This is a genomic window from Psychromonas marina, from assembly GCF_030161115.1.
GTDB lineage: Bacteria > Pseudomonadota > Gammaproteobacteria > Enterobacterales > Psychromonadaceae > Psychromonas > Psychromonas marina.
This window is the reverse complement of sequence record NZ_BSPQ01000002.1, coordinates 518,535-541,981: the sequence shown is the minus strand read 5'-3', so window position 1 is coordinate 541,981 and position 23,447 is coordinate 518,535. Positions and strand designations below refer to the sequence as shown.

The following is a 23,447-nucleotide window of genomic DNA, read 5'->3' as shown; positions in this document are numbered from 1 at the left end:
TCATCCATTGTGTGGTTTAAATTTTTCAGCGAAACACAAAACCACAAAGTTAATGCATTTGCTATTACATAAAAAATAGGGCGCAATTTTACGCAAATCAGAAGGATAAGGCTAGTACTGTTGTGGTGCGAATAGGAAAAATAGTGAAAAAAAAGAGTTATTTGCTGTTAATCGCCATTATTCATCGCCGTGATGAAAGCGAACAAACGATTAACAGGTTTATTCGCGTGACAAGATGGGCTTACAACACTGTCCATTGTTGCTCAATTAAAAGGGTCTTATCTTGATAGATACGTCCAGTAAAATGGTCGCCTTTATTAACCACGCCCACCCCTTTAGGTGTACCAGTCATTAAAATATCACCATTTTCAAAGCGCATAAACGAAGCAACTTCATCAATAATTTCGCTCGGTTTATGAATCATCAAGTCGTAATCTGCATGCTGAATTAGTTGTTCGTTAATCAACAGTTGCATCGATAAGCTTTGCACCGAACCAACAAGCGGCTCGAAGTGACTAAATACAGCAGACTTATCAAATCCTTTCGCACGTTCCCAAGGCAAACCTTTATTTTTCAATCGAGATTGTAAACCACGCTTGGTTAAATCAAGCCCAACACCGACATGCGTTATAGCGCCCTCTTCGATAACAAAAGCGATCTCTGCTTCATAATGAATTGGCTCATCTGTTCCACTGACAATACAATCTGAAATTGCAGAATTAGGCTTTACAAAAATAACCGCTTGATCCGGCATTTCATTATTCAGCTCTTTAATGTGTTCGACATAGTTACGTCCAATACAAACCACTTTAGAGGGTGAAATTGTTTTTCCTGCTAACTTAATTTTATTCATATCTTCCTCATCAAAATTACATTAATAAATGGCGACAAACTCGACCGCGATCAGAAAACCGCTTTCAAGGGGTTGAATACGTATTAACTCTGCATCTGCATTTAATGCAGGGAAATGGGGATCACTATCATCAAATTGCACCGCAATTTCATCGTGTAGCGTAAAATCATGTTGCGCTAAATAAAGCGACATACCCTCTGCGTTAACGTCTTTACAATCGACTTTTTGATCAACACCATGATGGCTAATAATCACTTGCGAGGTAAAACTTAATCGTTCAAATGCGCGTCGTTCCGCTTGTGTTAATTGCATAAAGCCTCCTACAGAAAATAAAACTATTAACTCGTTATCGGCAAATCTGTTTAAAAATAAAGCCTAAAAATCAGAGTGGTAAAACACGATTACGGCCTAAGCGTTTTGCTTCATACAAAAAGGTATCTGCACGTGCAATAAAACTACTTAACGACTCTTCTGGCTGGTACTCAACAACACCAAATGAAAGGGTAATGTTTTTAATGGTTTCTCCACTACGTTTATCTTTTAAACTTAGCTTCTCGATCATTTTACGAATGCTCTCAGCCATATGGCGCGCAATTCTAAGCTGGCTACTCGGTACTAAGATAACAAACTCTTCGCCACCAAAACGATAAGCACTTGCACCATCGCGCATACTGTCGTTCAATTTGCGCCCGACCACTTTTAATACCTGATCACCAAGCAGGTGGCCCCACTCATCATTAAAGGATTTAAAATGGTCAATATCTGCCAAGATTAAACATAACCCCTGCGTTTGAGATTCAAGATATGCTGAAACTTCGGTATCAAAGGCATGACGATTAAGTAAGCCAGTCAATGAATCATACAATGCTTGTTGTTGGCTTTTTTTAAGCGCGGCCTTGAGTGATTCAATTTCACCTTTTGCTGTTGCTAAGGTTTCACTAAAAAAAGCGGTCGAGCGATGGATTTTTTTAGAATCCCCCTGTAGTTTTTTTAATAAAACAACGACCTCTTCAAAACTTAAAGCATCGTTTTCAACGTTGTTAATTTCACCGAAAGTTTGTTCAACATTCTTTTGGAAATTATTAGTATCATTATGGGTATCGGTTAAAGATTGATCTATATGCTGCAGCATCTTATCAACGCTACTACGTAACGCCCATGTCGTTGCGTCTTTGGGGTCTGCAACAAACTCGCGATATAATGAGGCAGATTGCACTGGAGGACAGATCTCATTATTTGCTATTAACGCCTCAAGCCTCTCGTTTAACAAGGGCAGTTCTTCAGATACATAGGTATACCAAAGCGCGTAATTGATCGGCGTTGTGGGGACTTTATATTTCATCATCAAAGGAACTGCTTTTTTTAGATTTTGCACAGATTCCATAATTAATTTGCTATTCATCTGATTCTCAACACATTTTACATATATAAAGCATCAGCATAACGCCAATAAAATGACTTTGTAAAACATTATTATAGATTTATTGGTTTTTGCCATTTATATCCCATTTGCAAGCACTGTTTAACGTCCATAGTAGGTAAGTTCAAAAAAAACAATGATGTTACAATCATTCACTTCGAGAGGCATTCACAGCCTGACTTAAAACTTATTTATTCATAAGTAAATGCTTTCCATTGACTTAATTGCATAAAATAACGACTGACCACTTAACTAGGTAATTGAATAATTATGACTTGCCATGTTTATCACTTAAGGTAATTAAACAAAATGAACAGCGATAATGACACTGTTATTTAAATCAGTAAATTCACCATTTCAATCATATTAAGATAAGTAATGAGGTCATCCTTTTTACTTTACTAGACTAATGCTCCGTTCAGGCTGTTCACCGTAATTAATAAACACCACTAAGTGACGATAACGTTCCCCTATTATTACTTAATAAATTAGCTTAACGCCCTTGGTTAACAAACCTTTTACACACCCATTTAAAGGCTGTTCTACCACGTTATTACACAAGAATAAAAAATCATTCTTATTGACTATTTACGCTAAAAGCTCAAATAAACAACGATTAACAAAAGGCTAAATATACTTTTTGCATACAATGCATCTAAATTACAACAACAAAAAGTATTTATGCATTTTTATTCAACCTTTATGGTTTTTTAGCTGTCTATCGCATTTACAAGGCTTAGTAAAATGCGTAATCTGCGCGTTCGAAGAAAAGCCCCTGCTTATCTACAATATTCATTTGCTAAGGTATTCCTGTGCACATTAAAAAATCACACAATCTGCAGACTATATTAACCTTTATCGTACCGTCTTTGATCGGCTTAATACTGTTCATGATGCCAATCAGTTTTGAGGGCAACATTACTATCCCTATCGCGATAGTTGCAAAAACATTACAAAACTTACTTGGCGAAGCACTGCCACTTATCGTCACTGCGATAGTGCTGTTCACTGCCGCGGTAACGACATTACATAAACTGTTTAAATTTAAACCTATTCAACAAAGTGAATTTTTTGAAGGGTTATTTAACGTCTCTCCCGTTTGGTTTGCGGTACGTATTTTAGGGGCAGTATTTGTCGCATTAACTTATTTTGCGATTGGTCCAGCAATGATATTTTCCGGCGATACAGGCGCGTTGGTTTTAAACGACCTACTACCGGTCCTTTTTTGTGTGTTTATTTTTGCAGGTTTATTCTTACCTCTACTACTTAACTTTGGTTTATTAGAGTTATTTGGGACTTTGCTAACGAAAGTGATGCGCCCAGTATTTAACTTACCAGGTCGAAGTGCAATCGACTGTATGGCTTCATGGTTAGGTGATGGTAGCGTTGGGATTTTGATGACCAGCAAACAATATGAATCGAAATTTTATACACAACGTGAAGCGGCTATTATCGGTACCACTTTCTCGGCAGTGTCGATTACTTTCTCTCTGGTTGTTATCTCACAAGTGCAGTTAGAGCATCTATTCCTGCCCTTTTATCTTGCAGTCTGTTTAGCGGGTGTTGTTGCAGCGGTTATCGTGCCTAAACTACCACCGCTATGCTGGAAAAAAGACAATTACATCGATGGCACACCACGTGTAAAAAACAGTGAAGCAACACCAGTGGGGCACAATGTGTTTTCATGGGGATTTGAACAAGCGTTATTAAAAGCGAAAAACAGTAGCGGCATTAAACATACCTTAAAAGATGGCTTAAAAAACGTTATCGATATGGTATTTGGCGTATTACCGGTGGTTATGGCAATGGGGACAATTGCATTAATTCTTGCTGAATACACGCCTATCTTTTCCTACTTGGGTTACCCGTTTATTCCATTATTAGAGTTGTTACAAGTGCCAGAAGCGGCAGCTGCATCACAAACAATCGTGGTAGGCTTTGCAGATATGTTTATTCCATCTATCCTTGCGTCATCAATTGAATCGGATATGACCCGCTTTATCATTGCAGCGATGTCCGTGACTCAACTTATTTATATGAGTGAAGTCGGCGCACTGTTATTAGGCAGTAAAATTCCAGTAAACATTGCAGAACTATTTGTTATTTTCATTTTGCGTACCCTTGTTACATTACCGGTGATCGCTGGTATTGCACACCTCATTTTTTAAGGATTAATAACGATGGATATCGCAATATATCTGCATGCACTGACGGCGTTGTTTGTAATTATCGACCCGATTGGCGCCGCACTTATCTTTAACTCTTTAGCGAGCAATGGCGATAAGAGATACCGTTATATCATGGCAACCAAAGCGATCATTATCAGTGGTTTAACACTGATACTGTTTGGTAATTATGGCGAAACACTCTTTTTCCACCTTGGGATAGATATCAATTCACTGCGTATTTCTGGTGGTTTGTTACTGTTTTTTACCGCGTTTCAGATGATCACTTCTGATATTGGCTTTAGTAACAAAGGTGAACTCCGTGACATCTCGGTCTTTCCGATGACAGTACCGCTACTCGCGGGGCCAGGGACGTTAACCCTTTCCGTGCTTCTGTTCTCACAGGATATGGATGCTACAGGCACCGTTGCAGTATCGGCAGCAATAATCTGTACGTTACTGTTAACGTTTGTATTAATGCTTGTCTCTAAAAATCTGAAAAAAATAATTGGTAAAACTGGCGATGAGATTTTAAAGCGCTTTTTAGGGGTGATTCTAGCAGCGTTAGCGATTCAATTTATCTACGATGGTATCAGTAATTTGATGCTTAAATAGGAATGAAGAGTTAGTTATTAGTCTGATTTTTACTAATAACTAACGGCTAACAACTCATTACTTCTCCCCCTACTTCTGGATTTGATACGCTAGTTTTCGAGTAATAAATCGGGGTAGCAGCTTAACTGCTATCACCCCGATTTTGTTCATTAATCCCGGTATCACTATCGCTTTACCTCTCTTTTTTAATGCGTAACTGACGACTGCTTTTTTGTCCATCACACGCAGTTTAAACACCAACGAATTGGACATCCTGGCAACCTCTGCAAATTCCGTTTTTGTCGCACCAGGACAGAGCGCACTGACCTGTATTTTTCCCTTTAACTCTTCATGTAATGCTTCTGAGAATGATAATACAAACGCTTTGCTTGCATAATAAAGCGCTAAATTTGGCCCTGCTTGAAAGGCAGCTGTTGAAGCGACATTAATAATAAAAGGCACTGCTTGGACACCTTGGGAATGAGGAATTTTATTGTTATGAACAGCAATTGACGTAGCCGTTAAATGTGGGATAAATGCGTGGCTAAGCATCGTTAATGCGTTGATATTAACCTGCAGCAATTCACGCTGTCTATTTGCTGGCAGCGCATAAAATTCACCTCTAATACCAAAACCCGCATTATTGATCAGCCCTGTCAGCTCAATTTTTTGCAACGAGACAAAATTAACCAATGTTGCCAAAGCATCCGCTTCATTAAGATCAACACTCAGCACTAAACAGCTGACGGAGGGATATTTAATGCTTATATTACGTTGTACTGTGCTTAGTCTTTCAGTGCGCCTTGCCACCAGCAATAAATTAAAACCCTGTTCAGCGAGTTGCCAAGCAAACTCCTCACCTAAACCAGCACTTGCACCGGTTATTAATACCGTATTTTTCATCTCGTCATTTTCCATTATTGGGACTAAATATTTAGTTAATCTATCCGTAGCATAATACCTACAGAATGCTGATTTAAGTGGTTCTGTTTAGCGATACTTTTAACAATAAAGATTATCATTTTTCAATGTGATTTTGCCACACTCAACTAACACTTGTGCCCTTATTAAGCGTTAGGTGTCATAAAAATTGTTCAGCGATACCGTATGACCTTCATCATTAAATTAACCCGAATCACTTCCCCTACCCATTAAAAATCAAGGTAAAAAACTGACCCCGCAATTTTTAGAAAACCAAGCACAATACCTTTCAATTTCCCCATCAACAAGAAACGATCCTCACTTACAAATCATGATTACACAAACTTACACAAACACTCATTTACAGAGAAAAACAATTGTATATGATGCCGAAAACAAGCTAGCGACAAGTAATGCCCCTGTTACTCAACCATCATAAGAATCATTAAAAGCAACCCCATCAAATCAATCACAAAAGTTAAACAGGATTTAAAATGAAAGCAATATTGGGTGGAAGCCTTTTTTTTAGTGTGATCCTATTTAATAATTATTGGGATAATAATTTGGAAAAAGTCGATGGCTGGATTGACACCATTACTCGTACACCAGATCGATACTTGCTTGGGGTAAACATGAGTAATGTAAGCCAGGAATACGCAAAACTCGATTTGAGTTATACAGAAAGTAAAACTTTAAGACAGTGTAGATTAAAGCAGGGTCTTGCTTCATCAAAAAGAAGGATTATTATGCAGAATAAAATCTGTAAAGCAATGAAAGTGTCCGAAATGAGAGGTGACAACTTCAGTGCTCAATATATCAGAAATTCAATTAGAACATATACAATGATGAGCGAAAAATAGACATCGCAACGTTGGCGTTTATGTTGTGAACAAGAATTACTTAAGATCTTTATTTTTCACTAGCAGCATAAATGAAACTAGCGATTATGAGCTATAAACCTGCAACGATCAATTTAAGCTTTGAGAGATGAAAGCTTAACTTGTTTCATTGTTGGCTTGCGTAACAGCGCTAACCTGCCTGTTATATTCCACTTCTATTGTTTTTGTGATGTCCACTTTACGGCATTAATCACCATGCGCTGAAACTCAGTGCAACTTACTTCTTGTACATCATGCCCAAGGCCTAGGTAGCAGACGCGCCCTAGTCCATAAGGCTTTGACCAAGCTATCGGACGCTTAAACCCTTGGTAGTCACTGTATAATAAGACATCGTAGGGTGGGTATGTTTCCATCAAATAGAGCTCAGATCTGAGCGTAAAGTGATCAACACCTGTCATGATCGGATGATCAACATTTTCAACTTTATACATATAATCATCAGTGACGGGATGGATCAAAAACCTTCCGCCTAACATATTGAGGTAAGCGCGAGAGTTCAAGAAATTAGCGCTGGCACCATGAATACCAACAAACCCTTTTGGATCACCTGTTGTCCCCCATGGGTTGCCAATAATAGCCTCAAGCAGTGCAGTTTCATGTGCTTTACTCAGGGTAAAATTCATCGCATTAGAAATGATAACATCATAAGGTTTAAGTTTATCATCAAGTAAATCGTCCAGATTTTTAGTAATGGTAATTGAAATATTAACTTCACTAAGAAAATGTTTAAAAACAGCCGAAATGGCATCGAAATCGTGATGAGGATCCTCAATGCCAGTGAGGAATAAAACGTTTATTGGCGAGTCATTTTTCATTCGTATCGTTAACCTATAGGATTATGCTGCAAAGTCCTGTGGATTTAATCACAGGGATGTTTACGAGCAACAACATTTGTACATAAAAGCATAACCCGTATGGCTACACCAAAACCAAGCCCCACTCTAGACGATAAAAAAATGAAATACAGAACACAAAGGCTGACTTTAAACAGTCGTCACAGTTGCCATTCTTTTTTGTTATTTTGTGCAGCAAACATTAATGGGTCAGTATATGACCACTGATAAGGAAAAAAGACAAAGTGGAGGTTAGTGTTGAACATCAACAAGAATATGATGTACTCTAATTTTATACGAATACAACGTTGTTCATTAAAACGGTAAAAAGGGTAAAAAATTGGATATACAAATTGAAGTATCAATCGGCAATATCGAGTCACTACACAGTGCAATCGCAGGAGGAGCAACACGTATTGAGCTTTGCTCCGCACTCGCGCTGGGCGGATTAACCCCCTGTTATGGAATGATGAAACTTGCAGGTGAAATTTCATCTGTTCCGGTCTATGCAATCATTCGTCCGCGACAAGGAGACTTCCTCTATAGTGAGGAAGAGATACAAATCATGCTGTATAGCATCAAGGCAGCGAAAGACACCGGTCTTCAAGGTGTAGTCCTTGGAGCATTAGATGCGCAAGGAAACATAGACATGCCAAACTCAAAACGTCTTTGTGACTATGCACATCAACTCGACCTTCCCGTGACATATCACCGCGCATTTGACCAATGCAACGACGCCAAGCAAGGTTTGGAAGATATCATAGCGCTAGGTTGCGAACGTATCCTCACCTCAGGGCTTGCTCCATCAGCACCAGAAGGTGTAAAGGTGCTAGCAGAATTGGTTCAACAAGCTGGTGAGCGTATCGCTATTATGCCCGGCGCTGGAGTCAATGCCAGCAATGCAAAAGAGATTATAAATAAAACTAATGTGACTGAACTGCATCTATCAGGAAAAACCACGCGAAACAGTAAAATGACGTTCATTACCGATAAAAACAAGATGGGATCATCAGACGTTGATGACTATCAACTCCCTGTTACCGATAAAGAGGCTATTTCAGCGATATTACGTATCGTTAATGGATCTGTTTAGTAACCTAAAATCTGGATAAGAAAACCCATATAACGCCACTATTTCCCAAGCCTTGCAAGCGAGTAAGCTCGCTTGCAGCGCAATAATGAGTAGGGATTTTCACCCGTTTTACTCAGCAATAATAGTCATGTACAAGGTGTACTGACTGAAGGGAAGTACTTTGGCTGTTGCGATCAATAAAAAGTAATTGAAGTGTTTGCAATATTCATATATCAATCAATTACCCTGAATTAGGGGGTGTTTTTTTGAATGCTATTTTCAGTCAATTAACGTGTATTTATTTGAAAAATGGTGACAAAGCCATTTGTATAAGTTAAAAGCGATCATACTCTTTGCTGTAGGTAAGCCATCTTTATCTAAAAATGATTCACCTTTAAAAGTAATAACACCATGTTGTGCTGCAACCTTCTCTACCTTAACACCTTCGATAAAATCTTCATGCTCTGGTAACTGTGCATTTGCTAACGCGATTATGTCAGCACTATTGATCTCTTGCTTGTCGTTGCTCATCTATTCATTCCTTATCATCATAATAATTGAGCAATATATTATCCTGAGTCACAGATAAATCGCAAGTTAAAGGGGTAGATATGATAGAGAATTTATCCGCAGTGTACTTATACCTATTACAGTAAATAGCCGATCTATTTTACTGATTAAAAAAACTGACTTCTGCGTTGTAAGTTTCGCAAAGGGAACAACCATAAAGAATTAAAGTCATTTATTTAATTCTCCGATAGAGGATTAACGTAGTTAATCTCTCGAAAGGCGTCAACTTTCGTCTTGAATTTAGCTGTATTTCCTGCGCAAAATTAAGATCACAGACTTAATGTAATTGGAATTAACGTGTAAGGGGCTCACTTGGTTAGCTTTTATCGTTTTACAAAAACAAAAGATAACGGCAATATTTCCTTATCTCGACCTGCTTTATTCCTAACCACAGCAGCAGAACATGGTGCTTCCTATCGGCTTTAAAACTATCAGCTTTAAAAATAGGCTAAATTGACTTGGCAATGGCGAGGCTTGTGTCGGGTATTTTTAGGGGAGTATGATCTATGTGTTTTTTCAAAAAAACTATTGAGTCGAATGTATAACTGATTTTGGGGATAAGGTGGTATTGAATGGTATTAAATCGCAGATAAAAAGTGCTAAGGCGCTTCGTTTTCCTTTGCGCCTTAGGAAGTGTACTCACTTCGGTGCAAAAACGCCTTACAAATTATAATTTGTGGCTAATATTCTTAGCCACCATGTTCATAGAAAGCTTGTTGCTATGACATTGCTTGATTACGTTTATCAATAATCTTTTGCGCATGTGCTACCACACCTTCCATTGAAAGCTCAGTAGCTAGATATCTGATACGGTACAGAGATATTAGTGGTAAATCTTCAATAGGCTGATCGAGTAAGGCTTTAAGCTGGTTTTGATCACTGTTCGGGTTGCTATCTTGGTTGTTTAAACCTGACATATTAAGTTGGTTCCTTGTATTATTGAATAATTGCCCCGAAGATGGGGTATAACGCGTGCTTTAGAAATACGACGGTGAGGTTAAATAAAATAGTCCGATTACGCACTACTCTTTAATATTTCCTCATACATCGCTTGTACTACGTAGATGTATTAATGTAAAAATAAACACCGCGTGTATGTGACTTTTAAAATAGACTGTCACTTTCTCAGCCAATTTTAGCTTACTACTACGAATAATCATAGCACGTAGTTGTGCTATATCTTGAAGTGACAATATCCATTACCGTTCAGAGCACCAAAATCTGGATTATGACGGAGTGATACGCAGCATTAAAGTAACCTAACTATTCGAATTCTGTTAATATTGCGCCTCAAAATTTGTGCGATTATTAACATCAGTTAACGCCATTATAACAATAATATTTAAGGATATAAAAATGGGATACAGTGACTTTGCAAATATTTTTTCAGAAAAGACAACCTATAAACCAGTTGAAACCTTCGCCGCAGAGCATCGTATCGATTTAGTTGAACTTAAAGCGACAACAACAGCTGTATATAAAGAAAGTGGAAAGATACCTGCTATCAAACATGTAAATGCATTCTTCGGGTTGGGTCGTCCACTTCCATTGTTATCAACCAAAAATTACGTTGAGGAAATCGAGTTATCTATTAGTGAGCAAGTCGAATAACATTGATCGATGCTTTAGCGAAAAATGTGTCGAGGAGTTCACTACAATAAGTTACGCCTAATTTTTGAGGGCATTTTGTGCCCCTTTTCCTTTGAGTCACTTAAAAACCCCTTCACACTCATTTTAGAGTACAACCATGCCAAGATAACTCAAGTGAAAGTATCCCGCTCAATGAGTATTGAATACGGGTCTCATCACAGCATTTGTTGAAATTAAACGTCTGACTTTAACCACGGTTGCGCTGCAAAACGATCTTTTAATAGCTGCAAAAAATGCGCGGTTCTTGCTGAACGAGAACGTACATCGGTCCCTAATAACGCCACAATATCAGCACTTGGCAATCGATATTCAGGCAACAATCGTACCAGTGCCCCACTGTCTAATTCAGGTTGAACGTCCCATTCAGAACGCATAATGATACCGTGCCCTGCCATTGCCCAACTTTTGACAATGCTGCCTTCGTTACTGGTGAATGTAGGGGTGATACGTACTGACGCTTGCTCTTCACTGGTATTATGTGTGAAGCGCCATAACGTCACATCTTCACTATTCTCGCGCAAGGAAATACAAACATGTTTTTTCAAATCACGTGGTGATGTGGGTGTCCCATGCCGCTTTAGATAATCAGGAGAAGCACAAAGAAAACGCTGGTTAGGTGCAAGCACAGAAAGTGTTAATGTTGAGTCGCGTAATTTACCAATGTAGATAATAAGATCCCACTGATGGCTTTCAGCCCAGCTAGGTTTATCTGACAGTTCCAACTCAACACATAAATTCGGGTGCAGCTGTTGAAACTCAGCCACTAAAGGCGCAATGTAATCATTACCGAATCCTAAAGGTGCAAGTACTTTCAATGTTCCATTGATCAGGCTCTTTTTGCTAGCCATCAAGGCCTCTATCTGATTCATCTCCTCAATAATAAACTGTGCTTTACGCTGTAATAAGTAACCTTCTTCTGTCAGCCCTATTCCCCTTGCTTGGCGCTGCACCAACTTAACGTTCACTTTTGATTCGAGAGCTTGCAGGCGCAGTGTTACTGAAGGTGGCGTTACATTCAATTTACGCGCAGCCGCTGTTAACGAGGGTTGAGTCGAAATAGTATAAAAAAATCGTAAATCTTCGCTGGTAAGCATTAAGTTCAAACCTAATATGATAGTTAGTAATGGTTAATATAACTTTAAACCTCTGTATTGCACAATAGTGTAATAACCAAGTAGGCAACGCAATACAAGGAGATATTATTATGTCAATCAGCACCTGTTTAACAAAAATAGACACCCCATTTTTGTTCGTGGATAAAACGAAATTTGATCGCAATGTATTGGCTCTCAGAGAAAAATTAGCAATGCATGATGTAGTATTAAGGCCGCATTTAAAAACCGTAAAATCAATTGCAGGAGCCAAACACCTGTTAGTTGATTTCGATTCGCCCGCGACAGTATCAACAGTGAAAGAGGCAGAGGTATTTGCAGGCGCAGGTTATACCAACCTGATTTATGCCGTCGGTATTGCACCACAGAAATTACCGCGTATTCAAACACTGCTTAATAACGGCATAAATATCAGCATATTGTTAGATAGTGTCGCACAAGCGAAAGCTGTCGTTGCATTTTGTCAGGCTCAACACATCAACATCCCTACCTTATTAGAAATTGACTGTGATGGTCATCGTGGAGGCATTCAACCTGATGATGCACAGTTAATAGAGATAGCAAATACCCTCCATCAAGGCGGCGCTGAATTACGTGGCGTTCTCACTCATGCAGGCGAGTCCTATGATTGCAGCAGTGAACAAGCACTCATAGCAGCAGCTGAAGGTGAACGTTTGGCAGCCGTGATAGCAGCAACACGACTAATTGAAAGTGGACTTCCTTGTCCTGTTGTCAGTGTCGGCTCTACACCAACAGCCCATTTCGCCAAGAACTTAGCCGGCGTGACGGAAGTCAGAGCGGGTGTTTACACCTTTTTTGATTTAGTGATGGCAGGTATCGGTGTGTGTCAACCTGAAGATATTGCATTGTCGGTGGTGACCAGTGTGATCGGACATAATGAAAAGAAAGAGTGGTTATTTATTGATGCAGGCTGGATGTCATTATCACAAGATCGTGGCACGCGTACACAACGTAAAGATTGTGATTATGGTTTAGTCTGCGATAGCAATGGCGATATTATTCCTGGCCTACAAGTGATCGGCACTAATCAAGAACACGGTATTATTGCCACTGTTGATGGCAGTAAATTACCAACCATAGCAGTTGGTACACAATTACGAATTTTGCCTAATCATGCCTGTGCGACAGCTGCGATGCATGCGGGTTATTACGTGGGACACTCTGATCAAATTGAGCTTGATTATTGGCAACGAATTCAAGGTTGGTAGATTAATGCGTGCTAAAGGCGCGAGCTAAAACAGCGACGTTAAATAGACAATTTACGTGGCGAAATCTAAAAATAATCGTCTATGAATAGGAAAATGAACAGATTATGAAATATATAAATGAAGCGTTATCGAGTCAACTCATTACCCCTGAACTCGCGTTTAACGCAATATCAGCAGCGCTTATCGCGGCAAGTGAGCAAGCTCAATTATTCCCGGTTGTTATTGCAGAAGGTCACTCTGAAAATAGTATTTTTTCACTCAAATCTGCCAATACGGCACAATTAGTGGGATGGAAAACTGGCAGCTATTGGCCGGCTAATACAGCAAAAAATATCCCCTGCCACGCTTCAACTATTTTTTTATTAGATCCAGCAACAGGTCATCTTGATGCCGTTATTGAGGGCAGCACCGTTAATGCCTACCGAACGGCCGCCGCCGATGCGGTTGCAGTCTCGCAATTGGCCCGTGAAGATGCGCGTTGTTTAACTATATTAGGTACGGGTCATCAAGCATTCTATGAATGTATTGCGGTGTGCCTTGTTCGTGATATCCATACCGTATTGGTTGTGGGTCGCAATGATGATAAGGCTCAAGCACTGGTTAACAAATTAGCAGATGCTGGCATTCATGCCCAAGTTAAAGCAGCAGAGCAAGCCTGCCGAGCCGCCGACATTATCATTACCGCCACCACCGCTAGCGAACCTTTATTTTCAGCTGATTGGGTAAAAGCAGGCACCCATATTTCTGCGATGGGTGCTGATAGCAAAGGTAAGCAAGAACTCCCGACGGCACTCTTTGATCATGCGGATTTATTTTGTGACTTTACTTCACAGTCGGTGGTGATTGGCGAATACCAACATATTCATAAAAATACACAGGCAGATAAATTGACCATGATGGGTGAGGTATTATCAGGGCGAGCACAGGGGCGTAAAAACAGAACCGATATTACTATTTTTGATAGTTCCGGCATTGCAGTTCAAGATCTTTTTATCGGTCAGTATTTATTGGAGGCAGCGATTGGTGCAGGCCACTCTATTAAGTGCTAATGCTGAATATAAAGTGACTCAGTGAGTTCGGCCATTTTTCTCGATCAAAAAGGGTTTTGTAACTCACATTGTACCTTTGCGATGGATAAAGTACTTGGTACTTTCCGATTGCAGGCAGTATCATCAAAAACAACTTATTAACTCAAGTAACTTTTTATAGTCACCCGCTTAGGGTGACATTTTAGGAAATATCCATGAAATTAATTTTCAACGCAGATGATTTTGGGTTATCGGAAAGTGTCAATAATGGCATCGTGCAGTGCTTTAAAGCAGGTGTGGTTAAATCAACAACAGTGATGATGAATCAACCCGGCGTAAAAAATGCAGCAGACATATATCAGCAAGGTTTAATTCCAGAAGTCGGTTTACACTTTACTGTTACCGCAGGAAAACCACTCTCTCCTGCGCATCAAGTGCCGAGCTTAATCGATGATAATGGAGACTTCTTCGGTCGTGCTGCGTTGATGCAGAAACAGGATATTAATCAAGATCACGTCTACAACGAATTAATGGCGCAGTATCAAGCCGCGATTGCTGCTGGTTTTGAAATTAATCATCTTGACAGTCATCATTTTGCTGGTGTTTATCCGCCTTTAAAAGAGGCGTTTATTCGCTTTGCTAATGACATTAATTTACCCGTGCGCCGCATTGATAATATCGTTGCAGGACAAACAGGATTAAAGGTTGCAACACCCGATGCTTTTGACATGCGCTTTTTTGATCAAGGAGTCTCATTAGCGCAGTTAAAGACACTACTGCTCAGTTACCAAAAGACCATGCCCGATGGTATTTTAGAGTTAATGTGCCATCCCAGCACAGAGGATAATGCAGACCTAATTGGCTTAACGGGGTATATTGAAACACGTAACATTGAACGAGATATTTTAACCTCTAACGAACTGTGCCAGTGGTTAAAAGCGCAAAATATTGAATGTATTGGATTCGATGAGGTCACCTCATAATAGATGCATCAACAGTCATAAAATCAACGTTAAAAGCACACAGAAAACAGGTTAAGTGAGTCGATTAACTTAGTGACTAACTTTATGACAATGCAGTAGCGAGGTCGATTATATACTTAACGGATATTGGTCCCTTGATAGTATTTGTTTGATAGGTACAAAATTGAATGTTGTCGACCTTCAAATGCTCAAGCGTGGCTAAATCAACATCCTCGCCCCCCATAGGTACTTTCTCGAGAGACAAAGCCGTTGCATAATACCCAAGCGTAATATGTGCATCAAAAACACTCGAATCATCCCCAGTAGAAATTAAATGAAGTGAGTCCCTTAATTTCGATAAACCATTATCTGGAGAAATAACACTGACAATTGGAGAGTGCACATACGAAGAGAGACCTTCCCAACACACATTAAATTTTTCACAATTCAAACGTCGTAATAACTTAACTTGACGCTCAACAACTTGCCAACGTTCAGCATCCATCAACCCAACCGTTGCAATGGTGACATGATGAAAACGTTGATAACCAGTTTGAAGGTAGGGATGAAAAATAGACCTCACCCTGTTCAAACGATCGACCCAAGCATCATCCTCGATTTTAATACACCAGAATCCATAAAGTTGAATGCCACCATGCCAGTCAACAAAATCAATATCTGCTGGCACTTCGGTTGTGATAGGAAACATGCATTATTCCATTTGTAGAATTACCAATTTGATAAATTGCTTTATGTACCATAAGAGAAAATCCCTAACACCCAGTATACCTAAGCCACATCAACGAAATGACCGTAGTAAACCTTTTCACCGACAAGAGACATTAACGCTTTCGTACTGGGTAAATTTGGCCACTTTTCAGTATTTAATTGCGCGGCCTCTTTGTTAATCCAAGTTAGGTGCCAGCATAGTTCTTCTTCATTATCTGTTTTTTGCAATATATTATGAGAAGTGATAACTGTTTCATTGGCGTTAATTTCATCAATAATTAATAGACTTAATGCGATGACCTTTGGAATATTTTCTTTCGATACTTTAAATATGGTTAACTCTGAACAACTACTCATAAAATCCCTTTTGCTATAACGACCTGTTAACGTATTAGATTTGCGACTGGAATATCCTTAGCAATTACCAACAGTATTCGCGCTTTATGTAAGTTTTTTTACACCCGGTTTTCTTGATATTAAAATGAAGAAGTCCTAAAGCAGGTTCTCACTTCATCAACGCCTCATTCTGAGTAACATTCAATTCATTTTAATCGTCCGAGTGTCCATCGTATCAAGAGGCGACTTACCATTAATGATTTTACCCATTAAGTAAGTTTCCTCTCCGGTACTAAACTTTACGCCTAAAGATCTTCCGATGTAATTTTCATGAACATCCATATATATACTAACGGGCGAATAAGGGAAACTTATTGTCAGTTCAATACCGTCTGTGGACATTCCCAACGTCACGTTCCAGTCCACTTTTAGAACCATTTCTTTATCACTACAATAAACAAAAGTAAGCTCTTCTTTTTCACTGCAGTCATAATCAGAAAAATCAAAACTCATCGCCCTTGCTTCTCCTTTGATAATGCCACCGTACAGGCCATCGGATATTTTATTATCGATGGTCATTGTTCCTTGTAATTCACTCGCATTATCTGCATTTATTTGCCGTGTAAATACCTGCCATTCTCCCATCATATATTGATCAGTTTCAGTGATAGATGATGATGTTATCCCTTCGGGACAATCAGGAGGGCAACTAGCCGGTTCATGCTTATCTGTGCAACCAGAGATAACCGAAATAAGCAGTGAAAAAACAACTAGATTTTTAATTAAATAGATAAAGTTAGCGCTCATTGAAATCCTTTAAACTTTGGGGGATGTTGTTATATAAACCATGCAAACGATGAAATATATGGCGTTTTACTTACCAACTGAGCAGCTTGTTCTATTTTACACCGTTGACTTGGTTAACGCGGTCTTCACAATGGTAAAGCCTACCAAACCTAAAATAGCGCCCGTTACTTTATCAATGTAATAAGCCAGCTTCGAAAATCTGCGTCTCACTTTATCGCCAGATAAAATAAACACAATTGCAGAGTCCCAAATAAAGACTAATGATGTCATCCAAATACCCAGTAGAATTTTAAATGTAAGGCTGACATCTTTGGTTAATACAACGGTAAATAGGCTTAAATAAAATAGCACATTTTTAGGGTTTAAAATCCCAGACATAAAGCCAACAATAAACTCTTTAAAAAAGGTAGTCTCATTATTTTCACTCTGACTTACTTGAGCGGATAGACTTTCATAATCGCTTTTTTTCGCACGAAGCGCTTGGATTGCTAGATACAGTAGAAATAACCCACCAGAAATTTTTAACCCAATCATTATAAACACAGAGCTTGCTAATAATGAGCCTACTCCGATTAAGCATAATGCGATATATAAAGCATTTGCAATTGAGATACCCAGTGCAACGCCAATCGCTTTTTTACTTTCATTTTTCACGGCACTTTTTACTAGAATGACAAAGTCGGGGCCAGGGCTAATGAGGGCCAAGAAATGAGCAAAAGCGACCGTTGCAAAAATACCAATTAAACTTATTTCCATATTAATGTTATCCCTTAAAAATTAAATGCCAAAAACTCACAATAAAACAAACGCCCACATCAATCACGATTGATAACACAGACTCACTGGCTCATTATCATTTAAAGATAATCTCCGTAAAATGTGGATTATCAATTAAGACGGCGAGTTTAGATATTCCATCCAATTCAACCAGCATATCTGTTTCGTTAATATTAAGCTTGATGCACTCATTACGAGCCGTATTACGCAATGTATCAAGAGCAACACCTGTTATAGACTCACCCGCTTTCATGGTTAATTTAACCGGATAGTGGAACAAACAGACAATTTCAATATAATCGTATTCACTGCAACTTATCATCAGACTCACCTCTGAAAATGGATTACTTACTGTAAGACTGAATAACCGTTATTGCAAACACTGACACAATGCACACTTAAGTGGGCAAAATGGCTGCCTACTATTATGGAGGGAAACACTACATAGCCAACTTTTTTGCTGCGTTTAATGTTTTTGTTATCTTTAGTTGGCGTGAATCTTACTTTTTTTAGTCATTAATGCAATAACATAAACAACAGCAATTGGAACTGCAGCCCATTTCAACGCGGCAATGACAGAATGTAAAAAGAATAATGAGTCAGGGAAAGCAGACGGGTTATATAAAAACAACAACTCCATCGTATTTTCAACCCAGTCGAATACACAAGCCGCAAATGCCAACACAACAACCCATGTATATTTGAGTGATTTAGTTTTTCCCTTTTGCACAATCAGTAACGATAATAAAGATGCAAAAAAGGCAGAATATGAGGCAGCATAAATATAATCTACAAATATCCATCGCTTAAAATGCGCTATGCCAGACTCCCCCCAACTTTCGATTATTTCTATGCCGATATCTTTGTCAAAAGACAATTGCAATTTGATCACACCCATTCCATTTATCCCATCAATTTGAGGGTTTATAAAAAACATTACGATGCTAAACATAATTAACATCAATATAAACGAAGTCAGTAATACATTTTTCTTACCTAATAAATGCAACAACGTTATCTCCTTTGATCTTTTTGATCGTAAAAATTAGAAGGAAACATCATATACATTTCGGTATCATGTTGATAGAAGGTACCTGAAAGTGGTGTAGGCACCTATAAGTAACCAACGGAAGCTATTGATTTATGGATGATTGCACGGTTTACAATAAAGACTGCCCGATAAGAATGGTACTTGATAGAATTGCAGATAAATGGACTATTTTAATCGTTGGCTCACTGATGTATGAAACAAAACGATTCGGAGTGTTACGTAGAGAAATTGAGGGCGTTTCTCAGAAAATGCTTACTCAAACATTGCGCGGAATGGAACGGGATGGCTTAATTAACAGAAAAATTTATCCAACAATTCCACCCAAGGTTGAATATTCACTAACAGATTCAGGGCAATCATTAATAAAAATATTATTAGATATTCAGGATTGGACCAAAGATAACACCAATAACATATTAGCGTCACGAAAAGCATATGATGCAAGCCTAGACGAACAATAGCCAATTTTAGTTTCGTTAAAATATCGAGCAAAAGGAATCAATGGGGTCAAGATAAATAGAGTCAGATCTTTCATTTTGTAGTGAGAAGTAAGCACTGTAAATGACTAATAAACAAAATGAAAGACCAGATCTCGCGTGTTCATGTGTTGGTGAATATGACTTATGTCTCGTCGTTTTCAGATAATGGTTGAACATCCTGATGCTCTGTCTCGGCTGTACCTAATTTCTTCAAACGCTTCTCTTCTTTCTTTTTCTTTTTAGCGATCTCTTTCTGACGTTTTTCAAAAGAGTAATTTTGCTTAGCCATTCCTGTTTTCCTTTATATATCTTCAAGATTGAAGCTTTAAGAATACGGCATTTCCCATCCGATTACTGTTTTCATTGCACCTAACGTTCTACTTTCGCAACAATCAACAGAACAACAACCTAAGCACCTGTTTAGTTGCGTTGAAATAACTTGTTATATGTCTGGCTTGCTAGGCTTATTTGATAATTGAAACACCTTCAACTTCTAATACTGTTTTTGCACCAGCCAGCTCGATAACTTTTAATAATGTAGTTTGAATAGTTTGGTCTTTTCTTACATCCTCTTTACTGGAAAACGTCTGTTCCTGAACAGGCATTCCCTCTTCTGAGGTAAAACCTACCACGACTTCGGTTGCGACATTAGCTGACGCACCAAAATATGAGAGTGAAATTTGAGGATAACCCTGAAAACCTTTTTTAACTCTTTTTGAGATACGCTTTGTCGATTTATCCAAATTCATAATAAATATCCAATAGAAATAGAGAAATAATGACTCCCACGAAGACGCTAGCCTCTACCGTGGGTTAGTTTTTCAACCAGCGCCATAATATATCTATTAACAAGATAATGTCAGGCTAGCATGGATAAACATAACATACTTTTCATCGCGTTAGATACTCACAAAAGCTTTACTGATGTCGCATATATAGAAGATGCACGTGGTGCAAAGCCCATTCATCTCAATCGGATACTCAGTAACAAATCCGCAGCAACGCTGTAATTACTTGCTTCATTCTGTACGTTAATTATCTTAATAACAGAGAAAACATGAAGCAGCTAAAGATATAAAAATGGAAAAGTAATATTTAGATTGATGCAAAAAGTCATTCAAACGCATCACTAAGCGGATAAAATTAGTTGGCTAAAGTCACGATGCGATGGCCAACGGTTAATTTTAAATAATTTGCTATTTTTGGGGCTACATTTTAGAGGTAAAATAAGCCATTATCTTAGCTGTTGTCATCTCTTTGGTTTCATTTGAAAAGCAATAATAGCTAGGTCGCATGTCACTAAAGTACTGCATATCCATTTCTAAATCGTTCAATGTTGAAAACAAACCAACGGGCATATTATATTCACCTGTTGCTTTGAGCTTATAAAATAAATGAGTACCACACTCCATGCAAAAACCTCGAGAGGCCCAAGCTGATGACTCGTACATTTTCACCTTATCGCCACCTTCAATTTTTACTTTCGTTCCACATTGAACAGCAAAAAATGGTGCACCGCCCCATGTCCTACAAGACTGACAATGACACACTGTGAATTTAGGGTTAATTTCCTCTGCGATAATATTAACAGCACCACAAAGGCAATTTGTTTCTGAACTCAACATATCTATGACACCTTAATTAAACGACAACGTCCGCTTAAGCAGACAAAAATAGTGGGCTAAAATGGGTAACGAAGCAAAACCAAAGCCACTGTTTTAGTTTCCTTTAAGCACTTTGTCACGGGCTAAACCTCAAACGACAAGAAATGCATGAGTAAATCGACATCAATGCTTTTAGTCTGCTCATAGTGTTCACCAACAATATTTGCAACGGCCGATTGCCAAAATATTAACGCACCATCATTTTCGATTAAAACGCGAATCTGCCACTTTCCAGGAAATAGACCAACAACAAGCTCTAAACTCTTTTTACCTACGCCCTTCCCTTTAAATTTTCTAAGCACAAAAAACTGAGCGATATCGTAGACTGACTCATTTTCTGGATATTTTCTAATCAGTACAAAACCTGCTAACTCCTCACCCACATAGATAAAGAAGGGAAAATGATCACTTCTATTCCAATAGAGGTCAAGGCTATCTGCGTTGTAAGTAAATAGCCCACTTTCACTCGGAGCCCATCCCATATATTCAGACATATCATAAATATAATAAGGAAAAAGGTTCTCAAGTACATGGCGAGACTCTAATTTAATCTCATTTAACGAAACTTCCATCGTAAACCTTACCAGTTAGCACTTACATTAAGCAGGCTAAAATTGTTCTGTATTTTTGCAGTCTTTTTGAAAAAACCATGCACTGTTTTAGCTCCCTTTAAACGTCTTATCATGTGCATATTAATAGCCACCAGCTGTTTATTGTTATTAATTAAAAGGTTAACAACATGTCATTCCACTGTACCCCGCCATGGCTTGAGTCTGATATTCCCTGATGAACAAATCCAAAGCTCTGGTAGAATTTAATCAGGTGATCTTTGCAAGTCAGCACCATCCCTTTATGCTCACTATTTTGACTAAACGCGATAAAGTAGTGAGTAAGTGCCGACGCATAGCCTTTATTTTGGTATTGAGGATCAACAGCCAACCCAAATACGGTTTGGTATCCACCTTGAGGGCAGTGAAGTCTTGCATCTGAGTACAGCGCATCAGGCAGTTCAGGTGCATCGAATATGCAACCGTTAATATGACCAACGACAACACCATCGCTCTCTAACACAAAAAAACATTCTGGAAATACTGCAAATCGCTGTTGAAATGATGCTAACGATGCGGCTTCAGTTTCGGAAAAGCAAATTTCTTCTATTTTTGCCATACGACTGATGTCTTCTGTGATAGCTTGACGGATTTTGTACATTTAAGCTCCTTTTTAGATATTACGACACGTCATGGTAATGAGACCAGAGCATCAACGCCTGTTAAGCGAAACGTAATCCGCTGTTTTAGTTCCGTTTAAACGCCTAGTAGAATTGGCTTAGGAACAATGCTGTCTTTCGCAAGGGATGCCATCATGGTCTCCATCCATTTTTGTATTTGGACAGTTTTGAATAAAATACTTAGCCTCTTCGCAGGAAGTCATTTGGCTACAATGCTGACGTCCATCGCAAGAATAACTTGCTTCATAAACGGGCGGTGAATCGCTTACAAATTCAGTTGGTTCATTTAATAATTGAAGGTCTGCATTCGTTATAACCGGAACACTTTGCTCCGCATATATTTGCCATCCAGCTAAAGCCACTAATACTAATAAAACAATTTTTTTCATTTACCCTACTCTACGAAATAATTCTAACACTGTGTTAAGCGGGCTAAAATAGTGAGTTAAAATGTGTAGCACAGCGAAACGTAACCCAATATTTTAGTGCCCTTTAAACGCCTAACGCTAGTTTGTTATCCGCTTATTTTGGCTAATTTAACCATTAGGTTTAGAGCTTCTTTTAATTCATCCAACTCTCCCCCTGACGGTACGGCTTGTTTTGCACAATTATTTACAGCAATTGCATGATCCATGAATAAGCGATTTTGTGGGTAGCGTGTTTCAAGCTGTTTAACTAAGGTATTTTTATAGGTATCTACTTGTGTTTGCATTTGATTCGCTTTGTCTTTATCACCACCATTAAATTCCAACAAACCTGGTGAAACTATTTGGCGCTGAATGTATTGATCATACGTTCCAAGTCCTTTACGCACTTTTTGTACATCCTCCTGATCATAATTTGATGGAGCGACAGCAAGTTTATTATCAATAAACTCGATAAGCGCTTGGCAAGATTGCATTTCATTTATCAAGCCAGCCGCTAAAGATGATTTAGAAACAACCAACAACAGACCTATAATTAATATTTTTTTCAATTTATTACTCCTGAAATGATTATAATGAGCCTAAATAGTTAACCCCAATCAACTGGATAAAGGTTCCAATATCTTTTTTCAGCATCCGGAGT

Annotated in this window: 30 protein-coding genes and 1 pseudogene; 10 read left to right on the top strand and 21 right to left on the bottom strand. The window is 38.6% G+C overall.

Going from position 1 to position 23,447, the window contains the following annotated elements:
- Positions 1 to 241: 241 nt before the first annotated feature.
- The 3 genes from QQK09_RS06675 to QQK09_RS06665 all read right to left on the bottom strand — a co-directional run bounded on the left by QQK09_RS06675 (position 242) and on the right by QQK09_RS06665 (position 2,255).
- Entirely contained in the window at positions 242 to 853 is a 612-nt protein-coding gene (locus QQK09_RS06675; protein ID WP_284203336.1) for a fumarylacetoacetate hydrolase family protein, read from the bottom strand.
- Positions 854 to 874: 21 nt separating this feature from the next.
- Positions 875 to 1,165 (bottom strand): PilZ domain-containing protein, encoded by a 291-nt coding sequence (locus QQK09_RS06670; protein ID WP_284203335.1) that lies wholly within the window; start codon positions 1,163 to 1,165, stop codon positions 875 to 877.
- A 70-nt stretch (positions 1,166 to 1,235) separates the two neighbouring features.
- Positions 1,236 to 2,255 carry a GGDEF domain-containing protein gene (locus QQK09_RS06665; RefSeq protein ID WP_284203334.1) on the bottom strand — a complete coding sequence of 340 codons (1,020 nt, stop codon included), beginning with the start codon at positions 2,253 to 2,255 and terminating at the stop codon, positions 1,236 to 1,238.
- Positions 2,256 to 3,085: 830 nt separating this feature from the next.
- Here QQK09_RS06665 and QQK09_RS06660 point away from each other — a divergent pair.
- Both QQK09_RS06660 and QQK09_RS06655 read left to right on the top strand, forming a co-directional pair.
- Positions 3,086 to 4,441 (top strand): YjiH family protein, encoded by a 1,356-nt coding sequence (locus QQK09_RS06660; RefSeq protein WP_284203333.1) that lies wholly within the window; start codon positions 3,086 to 3,088, stop codon positions 4,439 to 4,441.
- 12 nt (positions 4,442 to 4,453) lie between these two features.
- On the top strand, positions 4,454 to 5,053 hold the full coding sequence (locus QQK09_RS06655; protein ID WP_284203332.1) for a MarC family protein: 600 nt from the start codon (positions 4,454 to 4,456) through the stop codon (positions 5,051 to 5,053).
- A 69-nt stretch (positions 5,054 to 5,122) separates the two neighbouring features.
- Here the strand turns inward: QQK09_RS06655 and QQK09_RS06650 are convergent, their stop codons facing one another.
- A complete protein-coding gene (locus QQK09_RS06650; protein ID WP_284203331.1) occupies positions 5,123 to 5,935 on the bottom strand; it encodes an SDR family NAD(P)-dependent oxidoreductase in 813 nt (270 codons plus the stop codon).
- A 512-nt stretch (positions 5,936 to 6,447) separates the two neighbouring features.
- On the opposite strand from QQK09_RS06650, the gene QQK09_RS06645 reads away from it, so the two are divergent.
- Positions 6,448 to 6,813 carry a hypothetical protein gene (locus QQK09_RS06645; RefSeq protein ID WP_284203330.1) on the top strand — a complete coding sequence of 122 codons (366 nt, stop codon included), beginning with the start codon at positions 6,448 to 6,450 and terminating at the stop codon, positions 6,811 to 6,813.
- Positions 6,814 to 7,007: 194 nt separating this feature from the next.
- Here the strand turns inward: QQK09_RS06645 and QQK09_RS06640 are convergent, their stop codons facing one another.
- Positions 7,008 to 7,667 (bottom strand): ThuA domain-containing protein, encoded by a 660-nt coding sequence (locus tag QQK09_RS06640; RefSeq protein WP_284203329.1) that lies wholly within the window; start codon positions 7,665 to 7,667, stop codon positions 7,008 to 7,010.
- Positions 7,668 to 8,025: 358 nt separating this feature from the next.
- Here QQK09_RS06640 and QQK09_RS06635 point away from each other — a divergent pair, with 358 nt between their 5' ends.
- On the top strand, positions 8,026 to 8,778 hold the full coding sequence (locus QQK09_RS06635) for a copper homeostasis protein CutC (protein WP_284203328.1): 753 nt from the start codon (positions 8,026 to 8,028) through the stop codon (positions 8,776 to 8,778).
- Between the two features lie 258 nt (positions 8,779 to 9,036).
- Here QQK09_RS06635 and QQK09_RS06630 read toward each other — a convergent pair whose 3' ends face one another.
- Positions 9,037 to 9,288 (bottom strand): DUF2498 family protein, encoded by a 252-nt coding sequence (locus QQK09_RS06630; protein ID WP_284203327.1) that lies wholly within the window; start codon positions 9,286 to 9,288, stop codon positions 9,037 to 9,039.
- A gap of 758 nt (positions 9,289 to 10,046) precedes the next feature.
- On the bottom strand, positions 10,047 to 10,244 hold the full coding sequence (locus tag QQK09_RS06625; protein WP_284203326.1) for a hypothetical protein: 198 nt from the start codon (positions 10,242 to 10,244) through the stop codon (positions 10,047 to 10,049).
- 439 nt (positions 10,245 to 10,683) lie between these two features.
- Between QQK09_RS06625 and QQK09_RS06620 the strand changes: the two genes are divergently transcribed.
- The gene (locus QQK09_RS06620) at positions 10,684 to 10,938 is read left to right on the top strand and encodes a hypothetical protein (protein ID WP_284203325.1); all 255 of its coding nucleotides are present in this window, start codon (positions 10,684 to 10,686) and stop codon (positions 10,936 to 10,938) included.
- A 212-nt stretch (positions 10,939 to 11,150) separates the two neighbouring features.
- Here QQK09_RS06620 and QQK09_RS06615 read toward each other — a convergent pair whose 3' ends face one another.
- Positions 11,151 to 12,071, bottom strand: a complete 921-nt coding sequence (locus QQK09_RS06615; RefSeq protein ID WP_284203324.1) for a LysR family transcriptional regulator — start codon at positions 12,069 to 12,071, stop codon at positions 11,151 to 11,153.
- A gap of 110 nt (positions 12,072 to 12,181) precedes the next feature.
- Here QQK09_RS06615 and QQK09_RS06610 point away from each other — a divergent pair, with 110 nt between their 5' ends.
- From QQK09_RS06610 to QQK09_RS06600, 3 genes are all read left to right on the top strand, one after another.
- Positions 12,182 to 13,318 (top strand): DSD1 family PLP-dependent enzyme, encoded by a 1,137-nt coding sequence (locus QQK09_RS06610; protein ID WP_284203323.1) that lies wholly within the window; start codon positions 12,182 to 12,184, stop codon positions 13,316 to 13,318.
- 104 nt (positions 13,319 to 13,422) lie between these two features.
- The gene (locus QQK09_RS06605; RefSeq protein ID WP_284203322.1) at positions 13,423 to 14,367 is read left to right on the top strand and encodes an ornithine cyclodeaminase family protein; all 945 of its coding nucleotides are present in this window, start codon (positions 13,423 to 13,425) and stop codon (positions 14,365 to 14,367) included.
- Between the two features lie 194 nt (positions 14,368 to 14,561).
- Positions 14,562 to 15,329, top strand: coding sequence for a carbohydrate deacetylase (locus QQK09_RS06600; protein WP_284203321.1), 768 nt, complete (start codon positions 14,562 to 14,564; stop codon positions 15,327 to 15,329).
- Between the two features lie 82 nt (positions 15,330 to 15,411).
- On the opposite strand, the gene QQK09_RS06595 is transcribed toward QQK09_RS06600, so the two are convergent.
- The 6 genes from QQK09_RS06595 to QQK09_RS06570 form a co-directional block, all read right to left on the bottom strand.
- Positions 15,412 to 16,017 (bottom strand): hypothetical protein, encoded by a 606-nt coding sequence (locus QQK09_RS06595; protein WP_284203320.1) that lies wholly within the window; start codon positions 16,015 to 16,017, stop codon positions 15,412 to 15,414.
- An 80-nt stretch (positions 16,018 to 16,097) separates the two neighbouring features.
- Entirely contained in the window at positions 16,098 to 16,394 is a 297-nt protein-coding gene (locus QQK09_RS06590; RefSeq protein ID WP_284203319.1) for a hypothetical protein, read from the bottom strand.
- Between the two features lie 180 nt (positions 16,395 to 16,574).
- Positions 16,575 to 17,180, bottom strand: a complete 606-nt coding sequence (locus QQK09_RS06585; RefSeq protein ID WP_284203318.1) for a hypothetical protein — start codon at positions 17,178 to 17,180, stop codon at positions 16,575 to 16,577.
- A 96-nt stretch (positions 17,181 to 17,276) separates the two neighbouring features.
- Positions 17,277 to 17,936 carry a LysE family transporter gene (locus QQK09_RS06580; protein WP_284203317.1) on the bottom strand — a complete coding sequence of 220 codons (660 nt, stop codon included), beginning with the start codon at positions 17,934 to 17,936 and terminating at the stop codon, positions 17,277 to 17,279.
- A gap of 97 nt (positions 17,937 to 18,033) precedes the next feature.
- Positions 18,034 to 18,279, bottom strand: a complete 246-nt coding sequence (locus QQK09_RS06575) for a Rho-binding antiterminator (RefSeq protein ID WP_284203316.1) — start codon at positions 18,277 to 18,279, stop codon at positions 18,034 to 18,036.
- Positions 18,280 to 18,441: 162 nt separating this feature from the next.
- Positions 18,442 to 18,969 (bottom strand): hypothetical protein, encoded by a 528-nt coding sequence (locus QQK09_RS06570; protein WP_284203315.1) that lies wholly within the window; start codon positions 18,967 to 18,969, stop codon positions 18,442 to 18,444.
- 173 nt (positions 18,970 to 19,142) lie between these two features.
- On the opposite strand from QQK09_RS06570, the gene QQK09_RS06565 reads away from it, so the two are divergent.
- A complete protein-coding gene (locus tag QQK09_RS06565; RefSeq protein WP_284203314.1) occupies positions 19,143 to 19,469 on the top strand; it encodes a winged helix-turn-helix transcriptional regulator in 327 nt (108 codons plus the stop codon).
- 160 nt (positions 19,470 to 19,629) lie between these two features.
- Here the strand turns inward: QQK09_RS06565 and QQK09_RS06560 are convergent, their stop codons facing one another.
- Positions 19,630 to 19,776 (bottom strand): hypothetical protein, encoded by a 147-nt coding sequence (locus tag QQK09_RS06560; RefSeq protein ID WP_284203313.1) that lies wholly within the window; start codon positions 19,774 to 19,776, stop codon positions 19,630 to 19,632.
- A 175-nt stretch (positions 19,777 to 19,951) separates the two neighbouring features.
- Positions 19,952 to 20,236: a hypothetical protein gene (locus tag QQK09_RS06555; RefSeq protein WP_284203312.1), complete on the bottom strand. Its 285-nt coding sequence runs from the start codon at positions 20,234 to 20,236 to the stop codon at positions 19,952 to 19,954.
- 120 nt (positions 20,237 to 20,356) lie between these two features.
- On the opposite strand from QQK09_RS06555, the pseudogene QQK09_RS06550 reads away from it, so the two are divergent.
- A pseudogene (locus tag QQK09_RS06550) lies at positions 20,357 to 20,485 on the top strand (IS110 family transposase); the annotation flags it as partial.
- Between the two features lie 210 nt (positions 20,486 to 20,695).
- Here QQK09_RS06550 and QQK09_RS06545 read toward each other — a convergent pair.
- From QQK09_RS06545 to QQK09_RS06525, 5 genes are all read right to left on the bottom strand, one after another.
- Positions 20,696 to 21,112, bottom strand: coding sequence for a GFA family protein (locus QQK09_RS06545; protein WP_284203311.1), 417 nt, complete (start codon positions 21,110 to 21,112; stop codon positions 20,696 to 20,698).
- Between the two features lie 122 nt (positions 21,113 to 21,234).
- Positions 21,235 to 21,723, bottom strand: coding sequence for a GNAT family N-acetyltransferase (locus QQK09_RS06540; RefSeq protein WP_284203310.1), 489 nt, complete (start codon positions 21,721 to 21,723; stop codon positions 21,235 to 21,237).
- A 151-nt stretch (positions 21,724 to 21,874) separates the two neighbouring features.
- Positions 21,875 to 22,360, bottom strand: coding sequence for a GNAT family N-acetyltransferase (locus QQK09_RS06535; RefSeq protein WP_284203309.1), 486 nt, complete (start codon positions 22,358 to 22,360; stop codon positions 21,875 to 21,877).
- A gap of 117 nt (positions 22,361 to 22,477) precedes the next feature.
- Positions 22,478 to 22,768 carry an excalibur calcium-binding domain-containing protein gene (locus tag QQK09_RS19360; protein WP_284203308.1) on the bottom strand — a complete coding sequence of 97 codons (291 nt, stop codon included), beginning with the start codon at positions 22,766 to 22,768 and terminating at the stop codon, positions 22,478 to 22,480.
- A gap of 125 nt (positions 22,769 to 22,893) precedes the next feature.
- Positions 22,894 to 23,355: a hypothetical protein gene (locus QQK09_RS06525; protein WP_284203307.1), complete on the bottom strand. Its 462-nt coding sequence runs from the start codon at positions 23,353 to 23,355 to the stop codon at positions 22,894 to 22,896.
- Positions 23,356 to 23,447: the final 92 nt, after the last annotated feature.

Excerpts from the sequence above, each read along its gene's own strand:
- QQK09_RS06625 (WP_284203326.1), bottom strand. The coding sequence starts at position 10,244 with ATGTCAGGTTTAAACAACCAAGATAGCAACCCGAACAGTGATCAAAAC.
- QQK09_RS06580 (WP_284203317.1), bottom strand. The coding sequence starts at position 17,936 with ATGGAAATAAGTTTAATTGGTATTTTTGCAACGGTCGCTTTTGCTCAT.
- QQK09_RS06600 (WP_284203321.1), top strand. The coding sequence starts at position 14,562 with ATGAAATTAATTTTCAACGCAGATGATTTTGGGTTATCGGAAAGTGTC.
- QQK09_RS06640 (WP_284203329.1), bottom strand. The coding sequence starts at position 7,667 with ATGAAAAATGACTCGCCAATAAACGTTTTATTCCTCACTGGCATTGAG.
- QQK09_RS06620 (WP_284203325.1), top strand. The coding sequence starts at position 10,684 with ATGGGATACAGTGACTTTGCAAATATTTTTTCAGAAAAGACAACCTAT.
- QQK09_RS06560 (WP_284203313.1), bottom strand. The coding sequence starts at position 19,776 with ATGGCTAAGCAAAATTACTCTTTTGAAAAACGTCAGAAAGAGATCGCT.
- QQK09_RS06630 (WP_284203327.1), bottom strand. The coding sequence starts at position 9,288 with ATGAGCAACGACAAGCAAGAGATCAATAGTGCTGACATAATCGCGTTA.
- QQK09_RS06650 (WP_284203331.1), bottom strand. The coding sequence starts at position 5,935 with ATGAAAAATACGGTATTAATAACCGGTGCAAGTGCTGGTTTAGGTGAG.
- QQK09_RS06540 (WP_284203310.1), bottom strand. The coding sequence starts at position 21,723 with ATGGAAGTTTCGTTAAATGAGATTAAATTAGAGTCTCGCCATGTACTT.
- QQK09_RS06595 (WP_284203320.1), bottom strand. The coding sequence starts at position 16,017 with ATGTTTCCTATCACAACCGAAGTGCCAGCAGATATTGATTTTGTTGAC.
- QQK09_RS06590 (WP_284203319.1), bottom strand. The coding sequence starts at position 16,394 with ATGAGTAGTTGTTCAGAGTTAACCATATTTAAAGTATCGAAAGAAAAT.
- QQK09_RS06575 (WP_284203316.1), bottom strand. The coding sequence starts at position 18,279 with ATGATAAGTTGCAGTGAATACGATTATATTGAAATTGTCTGTTTGTTC.
- QQK09_RS19360 (WP_284203308.1), bottom strand. The coding sequence starts at position 22,768 with ATGAAAAAAATTGTTTTATTAGTATTAGTGGCTTTAGCTGGATGGCAA.
- QQK09_RS06610 (WP_284203323.1), top strand. The coding sequence starts at position 12,182 with ATGTCAATCAGCACCTGTTTAACAAAAATAGACACCCCATTTTTGTTC.
- QQK09_RS06675 (WP_284203336.1), bottom strand. The coding sequence starts at position 853 with ATGAATAAAATTAAGTTAGCAGGAAAAACAATTTCACCCTCTAAAGTG.
- QQK09_RS06645 (WP_284203330.1), top strand. The coding sequence starts at position 6,448 with ATGAAAGCAATATTGGGTGGAAGCCTTTTTTTTAGTGTGATCCTATTT.
- QQK09_RS06535 (WP_284203309.1), bottom strand. The coding sequence starts at position 22,360 with ATGTACAAAATCCGTCAAGCTATCACAGAAGACATCAGTCGTATGGCA.
- QQK09_RS06665 (WP_284203334.1), bottom strand. The coding sequence starts at position 2,255 with ATGAATAGCAAATTAATTATGGAATCTGTGCAAAATCTAAAAAAAGCA.
- QQK09_RS06565 (WP_284203314.1), top strand. The coding sequence starts at position 19,143 with ATGGTACTTGATAGAATTGCAGATAAATGGACTATTTTAATCGTTGGC.
- QQK09_RS06605 (WP_284203322.1), top strand. The coding sequence starts at position 13,423 with ATGAAATATATAAATGAAGCGTTATCGAGTCAACTCATTACCCCTGAA.
- QQK09_RS06585 (WP_284203318.1), bottom strand. The coding sequence starts at position 17,180 with ATGAGCGCTAACTTTATCTATTTAATTAAAAATCTAGTTGTTTTTTCA.
- QQK09_RS06655 (WP_284203332.1), top strand. The coding sequence starts at position 4,454 with ATGGATATCGCAATATATCTGCATGCACTGACGGCGTTGTTTGTAATT.
- QQK09_RS06670 (WP_284203335.1), bottom strand. The coding sequence starts at position 1,165 with ATGCAATTAACACAAGCGGAACGACGCGCATTTGAACGATTAAGTTTT.
- QQK09_RS06545 (WP_284203311.1), bottom strand. The coding sequence starts at position 21,112 with ATGTTGAGTTCAGAAACAAATTGCCTTTGTGGTGCTGTTAATATTATC.
- QQK09_RS06615 (WP_284203324.1), bottom strand. The coding sequence starts at position 12,071 with ATGCTTACCAGCGAAGATTTACGATTTTTTTATACTATTTCGACTCAA.
- QQK09_RS06555 (WP_284203312.1), bottom strand. The coding sequence starts at position 20,236 with ATGAATTTGGATAAATCGACAAAGCGTATCTCAAAAAGAGTTAAAAAA.